Here is a 13002-nt window from a genome sequence, read left to right on the forward strand (position 1 = left end):
TGACTCTAACACTTGCCATTAAACTGTCATCTAAACCTGTTTAGCTTGTGCCCAAATAGACCTTCTCTACTCGTTATGCCGAAATATTTTGCTTATTACCGCAAGCCTTTCTTATTGTTAGCAACTTTCTGTGCGCTCTCATTATGGCTATTTATTCGCTTAGGGCAGATCAAATCACTTCATGAATGGAATTGGGTTGATATTTTAGGCGAAGGTGGCGCGACTGTTTTTATCGGAATCTGGATCTTTTTTATTGTCAAAAGCCGTCCTTTGGGTCGAGTCACCCATTATATGTTTTATGGACTGTGCTTTATTTTCTTCCATATGTGGATGGATACTTTGGATGAGTTTATCCGCTTACCCAAAGAAATCATTTGGGATGCTTGGCTAGAATCCATCCCCTTTCCGATTGGTCTATGTTTACTGACCACAGGGATCTATTTCTGGCATCAAGAAGAGCTTGCCATCTCCAAACAGATGCAAAAGCGTGAACGTGTCTATAGGGACCATCGTTTATTCGATGCGCTTACTCCCTTAGCTGATGCCAACTATTTTAAGTCTCAGCTTAAATCAATCATGGAACAAGATGACATCGTTAAAAGTGATGTAGCCGTGCTCTTGATCGATATGCAGAATTTCAACCAAATTAACCAACTATACGGCTTTGATGAGGGTACTTCTGTCCTACAGTATATTTCTCAATTATTGAGCCTGAATTTGCGTCCACATGATTTACTTTGCCGCTTTGCTGGGGATCGCTTTATCGTGTTATTTCCCAATACCTCAGCACAGCAAGCGGAAAAAATTGCCCATCAATTGGAACGCATGATCATGACCAGTGCCTATTATCATCGCGATTTGTCTGTCCATATTCCCCTAAAAGCATTAACCACCTCCTGTTCAATTCAACACTATGATCAACCACAACAGTTACTGAATACCTTGAATCAACAACTCATGCAGTTGAAAAAGCATTATGCAGTACAACGGGTAAGCGTATGAGTTTTGAATGCGACTACTGTTTTATTCCTGCCCATCATCAGCTATCAATATTGATTGATTTGGCGGCTAGTCATGAAGTTGACCATCATGTGTTACTTCGCGGTAGTGGGCTTTTTATTGAAGATATTTTTTCTGGTCATAAGCTGATAAATCAGCAACAATTCCAGCACATCCTCAAAAATGCTGAACAATACTTTCGTAATCAGGATATCAGCTTCTTATTTGGTCAGCGCAGTTTAACCACTCCATTCAATGATGCAATTAAAGCCATGCTTTATTCATCCAGTTTAGATGATGCATTAAATCGATATTTAACTTTTTTTGCTTCAGTTTCGCCCTGGCTCTGTCCTCGTATCATGTATAGCTCAGACCAGATCCATCTCTATTGGCTAGACGAAAACAAAATTGAAAATCGATTTTTTATTGAAAGTGCAATGAGTGCAATACAGGCCTTAAGCAGACAGTTGTATCAAAGCAAGTTACCTTGGACCTTTGAGTTTAACTTTAATGAGCCAGATTATATTGAGCAATATTGGACGCACCTTGGCGGAGACCTGACCTTTAACCGTCCAATAAATATGATGAGCTTACCCAGCCATTTTATTCATGAACCATTGCCTGGTGCCTCAGCAACACTTGCGACCATCAGTCATCAGCAGGCTTTGCAATACATGAGTGCCCAGCATCTCCAACAGAGCTTTTTACTGAGTGTGCATCAGTATTTGATGCAGAATATTCAAAATAATATCCAACTTGAACACACGGCAGAACATTTTCAAATGAGTTCTGCGACATTGAAACGTAAATTAAAGAAACACCAAACCCATTTCCAAGCACAACTGGATCAAAGCCGGTTACACACAGCCATACACTTATATCGTGTACACGGCTTTAAAACAGAACAGATTTCTCAATACTTGCAGATTAATGACACTACTAATTTTCGTCGGGCCTTTAAACGTTGGAGTGGCTTAACGGTACAAGCAGCGCAATCTTAGTCCTTTAGCTTTAACTGAACATCTCTTCTTTACTTCGTAAAATAGTCAAAAATGCATCCTCTTTATCGATGATTCAACAGGATCATCTCTAAAACACATCAAAATGAAGAATGACCGATCCGCTTTAATCACTAAAATCGGAATAATCTCGGTCACTATATTTTTCAGTCTGTATCCACGGTGTTGAAATTGGTGATTTCATTTTATGTACTGAAAATACCTTTGAATAACCTTGCGCAGGACGTCGTAACTCATAGCGTTCTACAATCTGATCTTTTTCATTCCATACGATATTCAAGGTTTGACCTGCTTGATGCATTTGATAATGCTGAACTCCAGCATGACTTTGAATAGCTGGAATGTGCTTTAATAAGTCAGGCTGAATTAAGCTATATTCGCAACGCCAGCAACTTCGCAAGCCCAGCATTTCTTGCTCTACATCCTTCAAACGCACTCGCATTTTTTCATCTGGCAAGATATAGAAACGTTGAAAAGCCTCATCTTTGGTTTTCATTTCACTTAGCTTATCTTTTTGTAGCCATTGAATCGCATGATCAAAGCTTTGATGCTCATGCTCTCCTGCTTCAGTATGTGCATGTTCTTGAGTATTTAAACGCTCAATCCAAACATTATGTTCGTCGCGAATCATCTTATCGCTATATTGTTGAATCGTGGTTACACCATTGCTATCAAGCCGCTCAATGCGGTAATTAATGCGATATTCATCTGCTGACCACGCCAATGAACTCAGGGCATACAAAGAGAATGCAATGAGTGAACTTTGCGGCTTAAACAACTGTTGTAGCATTGTCTTCATTTAAAATCCAAACGCTTTTTTTAACTGTTCGAAGACCCAGGTATTTTCATGTGTCCCTTTGAATAGATTCGAGTTTTGGCCTTCTGCAAAAAGCATCACATCACCGCCCCCATGCGTTTCGCTTTTCTCAAGCTGCACACCCACTTCTTGCTTATAGTCATCCGCAAAAGCTTGCTCATTACTGATGCTTTCACGAATATCTAAACGTGGTCCTGTGCCATTGCCAAACACCAATGTGGTCCCTGTAGCACCATTCACATCACGATAAGGATTATGCATCTGACCATCAGCCAACACTTTGCTGTAGGCATTTTGCTCTTTTGCGACGTTGTAATCATAGCTGAGACCTAAAATCCCAGGATTGTCTGCTGTACTGCGCCCTGTACGTGCAGCATAACCATTGAAGGTCATGACATGATCATGGTCTGCGGTCACTACAATTAAAGTATTGCTGATATCCACCTGATGCAGAGCTGTCTGGATAGCGTCATTAAATGCCTTGGCTTCTTGTAAGGCACGTTTGGCATTATTGCCATGTAAGGCATGATCAATACGTCCGCCCTCAACCATTAAGAAATAGCCTTGCCCTTGGTTTTGCGCTTCTAGGGCATCAATTGCCTTACTGGTCATTATCGCCAAACTGGGCTCAGTATCGATCTGTTTCTTTAAGCGATCTAGGTCATAATTTAAATGCGACTGAGCAGAGAACACCGCAAAAATTTTCTGATGATTGACTGTCTGAGCAAGTTCATTCTGGGTTAATGCTGTTTGATAGCCCTGTTGTTTTAACTCTGCTCGTAAATCCCGACCGTCCAAACGACCTTTGGGATTAGATACAGCGTCAAACGCTGTCCAATGATTCAAGCCGCCCCCCATCAGCACATTAATCCCATCTAACAACTTTGGGTTATAGCCCTTGCCTTTGGGAACAGCTTGTAAGGCAATATCATACTGCGCATCACGATGGCAGATATGCGCATAGGTTGCAGCAGGGGTCGCATGAGTCAATTCTGTCGTCGTCACCACCCCTACAGCTTTCCCTTTGCTCTTAGCCAGCTCTAAGATAGATAAAGCGGGGATTCCAGCTGCCACACTACTCCCTTGCTCAGGACAGCGGTTTACAGCTTTGGCAAGGCTTTTTCCATTTGGCAATGTTCCATCATCAGGCTCAACGGCTACCGTACCCGTCGACATGGAAATCACTTCATTTTTATTCTTTTGCCCTGTCATATAAGCGCCCATAGAAGGTGCGCTGTCCGTGGTTTGACCATCCTCAGAATAGGTCTTGATTCGGGCCGCATGTTTCATGGTGTCCATCGCCAGTTTACCATTTTCCCCTACAGCATAAATCCGACTGGCTGTTACCGTAGTTGGCCCCATACCATCACCTAGAAAGAAAATGATATTTTTTGTCGGACTAAAATCTGAATGATTTTCAGCATATACACCGCATGAGGTGATTGCAGAAGTTAAAAGCGTCAACAGGTAAGGGAAAGTTTTTAATGTACTATTCATTGGATATCCCTCTACTTATAAGCCTGTGATCTTGCGAATCAGATGGTTCACTTCAACATTCTCTAAGCTACCCGAGAATTGCTCTGCTCCCTGCCCTATGGCTCCCAAGAAAACATCAGCCCCGCCATGTGTTTCTTTATCTTTAAAACCTGTCTGAATCACGGCTTCTTGCTGAAAGTCATCTGCAGCAGCACCCGTACACCAGCCAGTTTCACTCAAAGTATAAGTAAAACTATATTTCTCACCTTGTTTAGGTTGTGGACCCTGTACTGGATGACAGATATCACTGTCTTTCAAATTGATTACTAGGTCATCCATCCGATTTTGAGTCGGACGCTTTTTGCCCGTACCAAAACCAATAATCGGATAAGGTTGTCCATGAATATCTTTGGCAAAACCCGCACGATCATAGTTTTTAACCAAACCTAGTACACTGGTTTCCTGACCTTGTACATATTTTCCAGTACGCCTGGCATAGCCATTTAAAATTAGAGTGTGATCATGATCTGCAGTTATCACAATCAAGGTATTTTTTAATTCAGGGTCACTTTGTCGAAGTTTTTTAATGGTTGCATCCAAAGCCTCGTTTAGGGCAATTGTATCCTGTAATGCACGCTTAGCATTGGTGTCATGTAAAGCATGGTCTATACGTCCCCCTTCAACCATCAGGAAAAAACCATTTTCATTTTGGGTTAGAATGTCCAAAGCGGCCAACGTCATTTGCTTTAAGCTAGGTTCAGGCAAGTTTTTTTTGGTTCGATCTAAGTCATAATTTAAATGGCTACTATTAAACAATCCCAATAATTTTTCGTTCTTTCCTAACTTCATCTGGGAGAGTTGAGTTTGATCATAGACCACTCGATAGCCTACTTGTTGCATTTCTGCGATCAAATTCCGTTGGTCTATCCGCTCTCCCCCTTGATCTTTCGGCAGAAATTGACGCTTACCCCCGCCTAGAATCACATCAACCCCATCTTTTAATTTAACGTTATAACGCTGATAGGTATCACCTTGCGAACTTGGTACTAATTGGGATGCTATGTCATTCTCAGCATCACGATGACAAATATGAGCATAGGTTGATGCTGGTGTAGCATGCGTAATGCGAGTTGTTGTGACTACCCCTGTACCCCAACCTCGTGCTTTGGCCAATTCGAGTAAAGTTTGGGTGTCTTGTTTATTCTGGTTCTGAGGATTGGTTCCACATTGATGATTTCCGGCCTGATTTGGTTCTACTGCAATTGTTCCAGTCTGCATGGATATCACTTCATTTTTCATTTTTACACCTGTCATATAGGCACCCATCGATGGTGCGCTATCTGTAACCTGTGCATCTTCTGAGAAAGTACGAACAAATGCTGACTCTGGCAATTGATCTATCGGCAGTTGGCCATCTTCACCAACAGCATAAATTCGTGCAGCTGTCAGTGTCGTGATACCCATTCCATCTCCCAAGAAAAAAACCACACGTTGAGGCTGTTTTAGTGGTTGTACTGCAGCAGAAGTTGATTGAATTAAAGCAAGACTTTGGCAACCCGTTAAAATAACTGCACCTAAACTACAGCATGCCAAACTTATTAATTTTTTATTAAATTTTTTCTTATGCCAAAGCATTGCATCGACTCATCTTAGGATGGTCGAAAAATACGCTTTAAATATTCAATTTACATGACAAATTTATGAAAATATTATTATGACTACTTATATAAATTTTCCTAATTGCAAAAAATAGTGTAGCAAGTTGCTACACTATTTTTTTACATTATTTTTCTAACATTCGTTTTAGGAAAGCTTCTAATTCTTGTAAATTTTGATCATCAAATTGTCCGATTTTTAAAGATACCTTTAATGTATTATGGTCAAATTTGATATTACCAGCAACTTTCCCATCATATTCAATTTTATGTACAATTGAAGTTTGAATTACTTCTTTCGTTTCTCTTGACTTAAAGATTTTTTCAGCTAGTGATGCCAGTTTTGTCTGTTCAACTTCTTTTTTAAGCAATTTTGACCATGCTTCGAATAATGCTTCTTTAGCATTTTCATGGTTTTCTTCATGATCTGATAGAAACTTTTTCACTGCTGTAGCAGCGGTCCGTGCTAATAATGACGGCTGTTTTTCTAAATCTTCAATCAACTCTCCAGGTAATTTTTCAAAAGATAAATATTTATACATATCTTCACGATTCATACCTAATGACTTTGCTAACTTCTGCTTATTTTTTTTTAATTTTTCATCCAAAGAAGTTAATCCAACATATATTTCATAATCTGTCAGATCTTCTCGCTTTAAATTTTCAGCTAATGTTAATAAAGCAACTTCTTCATCCGATGCATCAATAATGATTACTTCAATGGTGTTCTTATTGAGAAATTGGTGGGCTTTCAATCGTCTTTCACCAGCAATCAACTCATATTTATCATTTATTCTACGAACTGCAATTGGTTGTAATAGCCCAATTTCCTCAATTGATGCTGCTAAATCTTTAATATCTTGTTGATTAAAGAGTTTTCGAGGCTGGTTAGGGCTAGCCTGAATATCTGTAATTTGTACATTACGTCTTAGCTCTTTGACATCGTTAATATGCTCCTTTTGGGCATGTTGATGCTTTTGAGTATTTTGCTGAAGACGTTTAGCCAATAGCTCTTTATTACTTACCATAGTATTTCCAGAATTATATTATCCGACACGCTGAACAATTTCTTGTGCTAAAGTTTCAAAAGCTTTTCGAACTTTTGAGTTTTTATCAACAGATAATAAAGGTTGTTGCAAAATTGCAGCTTGATTAACCTTAGTGCTCATTGGAATTGTGGTATGCAATAATTCTCCAACTTGATTAAATGCTTCATCTTTTATTAATTTACATACATTCTGACGCTCATCATGTTTAATTAATAAAGCACCTAAGAGTTCTAATTCAGGGTTAACTCTTCTAATTTTACTTAAATGATTAATTAAATCAGTAACACCATAGAGACCGTATTGTGAACCAGATTCAATTGGAACAATAACATGTGTCGAAGCGGCTAAAGCATTGCTGGTTAGTAATTTTAAGCTTGGAGGGCAATCAATAAGAATGTAGTCATATAATCCTTCTAGAATTTCCAATTTATTTGAAAGTTCCTCGGATGGTCTTGGTGCATCATCTTTCAATTGATCTTCAGTTTTACCAAGAGTTAATGAGCCATATATTAAGGAAACATTTTTAAATTTTGTTTCTTCTTCTAATGCTTCCGATAATAGACTTATATCACCAATAAGTAATTCAGCTGATGTAGTTTCAACTTCGCTAGGGTGTCTTAATCCTATATGTAAACTTGCATTTGCTTGTGGATCCAGATCAATTACTAAGACCTTATTTCCTAATTCAGCAAGTTCTGAAGCAAGATGTACTACAGTAGTTGTTTTCCCGCAACCACCTTTATGATTAGCTACAGCAATGATTTTAGTTGACATATTTGTCTTAAGGAATTTACTTTGATTTCATTTAATATAAAGATATTTGTAGCAAGTTGCTACAGTTCCTTTGTCATATTTTTATCTTTTGAATTCAAAAGATGTGGGAAAAACATTTCTTAACTTTTTTTAAAAATATAGCTAGCTAATTTTAATTAGTATTAATTAATATTAATTAGTTAATTATAATTAGACAGATTTTATTTGTTTAAAAACAAATATATAGAGTTTTTAAAGTGGAAGGCGTGTCACTAATAAGTGGAAAGCCTGTCATTGATAAGTGGAAGGCCTGTCACTGATAAGTGGAAGGTTTGTCACTAATAAGTGGAAGGTCTGTCACCGATAAGTGGAAGGTTTGTCACTATGGTGGAAGACTTGTCATTGTTATTTATTTTAACGTGGATTTTTTAGTTTAAAATAATATAATTCAATTACTTATAATGTTGATAAGTTTGTTTTTCTTAAAATAAAGGTGGAAGACTTGTCATTAGATGTTTTTTATTCTGTGGATAAACTATTTGTATAAAATTTAATTGATAACATGATGTTTGATAGTCAAGAATACCGGAATGGTGGAAGGTTTGTCACTTTAATAGTGGAATATGTGTTTAGTAATTCCACTTTAGTGGTGTTGTAGGCTATTTCTACTTTCAAATTGATTGCTTTAGCGACACGGATGAATAATCAAAGGTGGAAGAATTGTCACTTAAAAGTGTTTAATTTTATATTTATTCCACCATAAGGCTGAATAGTATCAAAATTGCACTTTAAGAGTGACACTTCTTCCACTCTTAAGGTGTTTGATGGGCATAAACTGAGTTAATTTAATGTAAGCAAGAGAAAATAGTGAGCAGTTTGCATCTTCTTCCACTTTTGTGTATAACATGTAGAAAATATTTTAATCTTTCCACTTATGAGCAATCACAACGAACCAGAAGAATTAGAACATCTACCTTATTGTATTGGTAATATTCGACATAATGGAGTAGTCAGCACTAGTAACCGTCTGATTAGACCAATTGAATTATCATCTAATGAGTATAAAGCTCTACTTTATGCAATGGCTGTTGCGAATTATGGTGAGAAGAATAATCAAGATCGTGAAATTACAGAGCAAACTTATATTTATTTGCATAAAGATGATTTAGGCGAACTATTAGGATTAGATAAAAAGAATTCCATTAATGTTGCTATTGATCGTATTTATAAAGAATTATCATCACGAGTAGCTCATTTTGTAATTGAAGAGCCCGTGGATGATAATAAGCGTAAAGTTAAAAAAGTACACTCAGTAGTACCAATTATTCGTGAACTCCGTTGGGAAGATGATGCTAAAAATGCTTTGCAGATACGTTTCACCAGTGAAGTACTTCCATATTTTACTCGATTAGCAAATGGAAATTTTACTACCTATCAATTAAAAGATTTATTTGCTTTGGACTCTGTAACTAGTATGAGTTTGTATTCATACTTTATCAAAAATGAATTTAAGTATGCTAATCAAGATTCTTATGAGGTTGAACTTTCACTTGAGAATATCAAAGCATTAATTGATATTGGGGAGAAAAAATACGATCGTTGGGTTGATTTTAGACGATACGTTTTAGACAAAATTATTGAAGAAATTAATGAAAGGACTAGTCTTCAATTAGAATACGATACCATCAAGAAAGGTCGACCTATTGTCGGAGTTCGATTTAAAATTCTTAATAGGCATGCCACTGAAGTTATTGTATCTAATACTAATGATAAGACTCAAATCTATTTAGATGTCAATTTTGATGATAATGCGCTTGTTAAAGAATTAGGTGCGAAGTTCGATATGACTGTAAGGTCTTGGTACATCTATGCAAACGACCCAAATTATAAACAGTTTAGTAAGTGGTTTAAGACAGAAGGGTGCTTAACTGAATCTCAAGCAAATGTGATAGTGAATGATATTATGTTCCAAATGGATTTTGCTGTAGCTGGCAGTTCAATGAGTGAATTTAAGAAAGAAATGAAATATAAATTAAAAAATAATCCAAATTTTGTAAAAGAAAATAGAAAACGATTGAATGAAATATTTGGAAAAGACGTTATATGACTGTGTAGCAACTTGCTACACTTTTCACTATAAGGTGTAAAATAAGCTTGATATCAGTTTACGTCATATTTTGATAGCTAATTAATAGACCTATGAACTAATTATTCATCCATTAAGGTAGAACATGAAAACTAATCATTACATTCCTAACCACACACTTACGAAGACAGATCAAGGTTATGTTGTTAATTTTATCGTTGAACAAAATAAACCGATACCTGTATTTGAGAATATGTCACTTGAACAGGCATGCCAGGCAATGCTTATACAGGAACAGATCTTATTACAACCTACAGATGATGAGCATCTTATTGTTTATAAGGCAGATGATCAACAAGAAACCATGTTATATAAATCCTTTGATGATGCTCTGATTGCCTTTAATACAATGATCCAGGTCTATATAAAAGGTTATCTCTCTCTTTCAAGTATTTTACTTTTTGCTAAGAATGTTGATAACCAATACTCTGCGCCTGAAATGAATGAGCTATTTGAAGAAGCGGCTAAGATGTATACGCAAAATTTAAAAGAAATAATGGAATTGAAGCAGTCTTCTCTAGAGCATTTAAAAATACTAGAAGAAAATCAATGAGCAGAATATAACATTATAGGGTAGGAGTTTAATACACGCCTATCCCATTATGATTTTCAAATAATAACCGTAGATGAAATTAAAGATCGCTAGCTTAAATAGATCTCTGTGAATCGAACGTATAAGCATACCCTAAAGTTACACTATAAAAGTTCATGAATTTATGTACTATTTAAATGATTTTTGATCATAAGTTACATGTTGCTTTTAAATTATTAATTTATTTATTACGATATTGTTCTTTTTTCTTCAAATTGGATTTGAAAAAGTGAAAGGTCACAAAATAGGCTATGTCCGAGTCAGTTCAGTCGAGCAAAACACAGGTCGTCAACTCGAGGGCATTGAACTTGACAGAATATTTATTGACCGTGCTTCAGGAAAAAATACAGATCGACCGAAATTCCAAGAAATGTTGAACTATGTTCGGGAAGGGGACAGGGTTGTTGTACATTCCATGGATCGCTTTGCGCGAAGTTTGAAAGATTTGGTTACTGAAGTAGATCAACTTGTCAAAAGGGGAATTGCTATTCAGTTTGTCAAAGAAAATATTACATTCACGGCTCAATCCACGCGGCACTGTTGCAAATAGAGATTTGAGTCGATGAAGTTCCCTTTAAAAAGTGCTTAGAGACCGAAAACCCTGTTGATTAGACACACTTCACCCTGAGGCTGACCATAATAAAATGACGATGCTTGTCCTTTACGTAGTGCACGCATGACTTCAATACCTTTAATTGTGGCATAAGCCGTCTTCATAGATTTGAATCCTAGTGTGGCCCTGATGATCCGCTTTAACTTACCATGATCACATTCAATGACATTATTTTTATACTTAATCTGCCTGTGTTCAAGGTCTGGTGGACATTTTCCTTCTCGCTTTAATCGTGATAAAGCATGGCCATAGGTCGCTGCTTTATCTGTATTGATGACCCGTGGAATTTGCCATTTTTTCACCGTATTGAATATCTTTCCTAGAAAACTATAGGCTGATTTACTGTTCCGCCTAGCGGAAAGGTAAAAGTCAATCGTATGACCACGTTGATCAACTGCACGATACAGGTAAGTCCATCGCCCCTTCACTTTGATATAAGTCTCATCCATATGCCATGAATGTAAATCTGTAGGATTACGCCAATACCAGCGTAAGCGTTTTTCCATTTCTGGAGCATAACGCTGAACCCAACGATAAATTGTACTGTGATCCACATTTATGCCTCGTTCAGCGAGCATTTCTTGAAGTTCACGATAGCTGATGCCATATTTACAATACCAACGAACAGCCCAAAGAATGATTTCACCTTGAAAGTGCCGACCGTGGAAGGGTTTCATCTGCTGTATCTCGAAATAAATAAGATATTTAGCTTATCACGTCAGCCTATTTGCAACAGTGCCTGAACTTGCGCTGTTTAAACGGCATAAATTCGCTCAGAAGAATGAACACCTCACTGCCAAACAAATCAGCTTGTTAGATGAAGCAGTTGAAGAAGATATCGCAGCCGTTGATTTAGAATTGGAACGACTGAATGCGGATCAACCCAAATCGGCTGAAGCCAAAGCAATAAAACCGAAACGCCGACCGCTGCCAGATCATCTAACCATCATTCGTATAGAGCATGATCCTTCATCGACACAATGCAGTTGTGGCTGCACGCTTCGTCGTATTGGTGAAGACCTGAGCGAGAAACTCTATTTCAGACCAGCANCAGTTCTACAAAGAACAGCATATCCGTGGCAAATGGGTCTGTGATCAGTGTGATACCTTGATTCAAGAACCGATGCCTGCTTATGTGATTGATAAAGGCATTGCAACACCTGAATTGCTCAGCCATGTGCTGGTTTCAAAATATGCGGATCATTTACCTTTATATCGTCAACGTCTGATCTATCAGCGTGTCGGGGTTGATCTTGCTCGCTCAACCTTATCGGAATGGGTTGGTCAATGTGGTGTACAGTTAGAACCACTAGCAGAAGCCTTAAAACAGATCATATTACAACAACATGTGATTCATGCAGATGAAACACCAGTGACCGTGATGCAGATTGCCGAGAAGAAACCCAAGAAAGGTTATGTCTGGGCTTATGCCACCACACAGTACAACTCGATTCAGGCGGTGATCTATGACTTTCAACCGAGTCGATCAGGTCAACATGCCGAAGATTTCCTAAAAGGCTGGCAAGGTCAACTGATCTGTGATGATTATAGTGGTTATAAGGCACGTTTTGCCTCAGGTCAGATGATTGAAGTGGGTTGTATGGCCCATGCCCGTCGTAAATTCCATGAGCTGCATGTGACGGGTAAAAGTCTCATTGCCGAACAAGCTCTGCAGTTGATTCAACAGCTTTACCAAATCGAAGCAGAATTAAGAGAGCTACCAGACTGTAGTGCCGAACAACGCCACCAGCGAAGGCAACAGCACAGTCAACCGATCATGCGACAACTGTATGACTGGTTGAAAGCAAATCAGGATAAAGTACCAAAGAGTTCACCTACAGCAAAAGCCATCAATTACAGTCTAAAACGCTGGTCTGCCTTAA

10 protein-coding genes and 2 pseudogenes are annotated in these 13002 nt (G+C 37.9%); 6 read left to right on the forward strand and 6 right to left on the reverse strand.

What is annotated here, in order from left to right:
* Positions 1-75: 75 nt before the first annotated feature.
* Both GWK51_RS16090 and GWK51_RS16095 read left to right on the forward strand, forming a co-directional pair.
* A complete protein-coding gene (locus tag GWK51_RS16090) occupies positions 76-1002 on the forward strand; it encodes a GGDEF domain-containing protein (RefSeq protein WP_161934467.1) in 927 nt (308 codons plus the stop codon).
* A complete protein-coding gene (locus GWK51_RS16095; RefSeq protein WP_100243238.1) occupies positions 999-2000 on the forward strand; it encodes an AraC family transcriptional regulator in 1002 nt (333 codons plus the stop codon). Before GWK51_RS16090 ends, GWK51_RS16095 begins: the two co-directional genes overlap by 4 nt.
* Before the next feature lie 124 nt (positions 2001-2124).
* On the opposite strand, the gene GWK51_RS16100 is transcribed toward GWK51_RS16095, so the two are convergent.
* The 5 genes from GWK51_RS16100 to GWK51_RS16120 form a co-directional block, all read right to left on the reverse strand.
* Complete coding sequence (locus GWK51_RS16100; protein ID WP_161934468.1) at positions 2125-2817, reverse strand: hypothetical protein; 693 nt, start codon at positions 2815-2817, stop codon at positions 2125-2127.
* On the reverse strand, positions 2818-4332 hold the full coding sequence (locus GWK51_RS16105; protein ID WP_161934469.1) for an alkaline phosphatase: 1515 nt from the start codon (positions 4330-4332) through the stop codon (positions 2818-2820).
* Positions 4333-4347: 15 nt separating this feature from the next.
* The gene (locus GWK51_RS16110) at positions 4348-5946 is read right to left on the reverse strand and encodes an alkaline phosphatase (RefSeq protein WP_161934470.1); all 1599 of its coding nucleotides are present in this window, start codon (positions 5944-5946) and stop codon (positions 4348-4350) included.
* 148 nt (positions 5947-6094) lie between these two features.
* The gene (locus GWK51_RS16115; protein WP_161934471.1) at positions 6095-6994 is read right to left on the reverse strand and encodes a ParB/RepB/Spo0J family partition protein; all 900 of its coding nucleotides are present in this window, start codon (positions 6992-6994) and stop codon (positions 6095-6097) included.
* 18 nt (positions 6995-7012) lie between these two features.
* On the reverse strand, positions 7013-7789 hold the full coding sequence (locus GWK51_RS16120) for a ParA family protein (RefSeq protein WP_000104830.1): 777 nt from the start codon (positions 7787-7789) through the stop codon (positions 7013-7015).
* A 913-nt stretch (positions 7790-8702) separates the two neighbouring features.
* Between GWK51_RS16120 and GWK51_RS16125 the strand changes: the two genes are divergently transcribed.
* The 3 genes and pseudogenes from GWK51_RS16125 to GWK51_RS16135 all read left to right on the forward strand — a co-directional run.
* Positions 8703-9875: a replication initiation protein gene (locus GWK51_RS16125; protein ID WP_161934472.1), complete on the forward strand. Its 1173-nt coding sequence runs from the start codon at positions 8703-8705 to the stop codon at positions 9873-9875.
* Between the two features lie 124 nt (positions 9876-9999).
* Positions 10000-10467, forward strand: coding sequence for a hypothetical protein (locus GWK51_RS16130; RefSeq protein WP_161934473.1), 468 nt, complete (start codon positions 10000-10002; stop codon positions 10465-10467).
* A gap of 268 nt (positions 10468-10735) precedes the next feature.
* Positions 10736-11038: pseudogene (locus GWK51_RS16135) on the forward strand (recombinase family protein); the annotation flags it as partial.
* Positions 11039-11091: 53 nt separating this feature from the next.
* Here GWK51_RS16135 and GWK51_RS16140 read toward each other — a convergent pair.
* The gene (locus GWK51_RS16140; RefSeq protein WP_161934474.1) at positions 11092-11796 is read right to left on the reverse strand and encodes an IS6 family transposase; all 705 of its coding nucleotides are present in this window, start codon (positions 11794-11796) and stop codon (positions 11092-11094) included.
* A 64-nt stretch (positions 11797-11860) separates the two neighbouring features.
* Between GWK51_RS16140 and tnpC the strand changes: the two are divergent.
* Positions 11861-13002: pseudogene (gene tnpC, locus GWK51_RS16145) on the forward strand (IS66 family transposase); the annotation flags it as partial.

The sequence above is a fragment of the Acinetobacter kanungonis genome, from assembly GCF_009939195.1.
Taxonomy (GTDB): domain Bacteria; phylum Pseudomonadota; class Gammaproteobacteria; order Pseudomonadales; family Moraxellaceae; genus Acinetobacter; species Acinetobacter kanungonis.

Coding starts and splice junctions, on each gene's coding strand:
- GWK51_RS16090 (WP_161934467.1), top strand. CDS start 76: ATGCCGAAATATTTTGCTTATTACCGCAAGCCTTTCTTATTGTTAGCA.
- GWK51_RS16095 (WP_100243238.1), top strand. CDS start 999: ATGAGTTTTGAATGCGACTACTGTTTTATTCCTGCCCATCATCAGCTA.
- GWK51_RS16100 (WP_161934468.1), bottom strand. CDS start 2,817: ATGAAGACAATGCTACAACAGTTGTTTAAGCCGCAAAGTTCACTCATT.
- GWK51_RS16105 (WP_161934469.1), bottom strand. CDS start 4,332: ATGAATAGTACATTAAAAACTTTCCCTTACCTGTTGACGCTTTTAACT.
- GWK51_RS16110 (WP_161934470.1), bottom strand. CDS start 5,946: ATGCTTTGGCATAAGAAAAAATTTAATAAAAAATTAATAAGTTTGGCA.
- GWK51_RS16115 (WP_161934471.1), bottom strand. CDS start 6,994: ATGGTAAGTAATAAAGAGCTATTGGCTAAACGTCTTCAGCAAAATACT.
- GWK51_RS16120 (WP_000104830.1), bottom strand. CDS start 7,789: ATGTCAACTAAAATCATTGCTGTAGCTAATCATAAAGGTGGTTGCGGG.
- GWK51_RS16125 (WP_161934472.1), top strand. CDS start 8,703: ATGAGCAATCACAACGAACCAGAAGAATTAGAACATCTACCTTATTGT.
- GWK51_RS16130 (WP_161934473.1), top strand. CDS start 10,000: ATGAAAACTAATCATTACATTCCTAACCACACACTTACGAAGACAGAT.
- GWK51_RS16140 (WP_161934474.1), bottom strand. CDS start 11,796: ATGAAACCCTTCCACGGTCGGCACTTTCAAGGTGAAATCATTCTTTGG.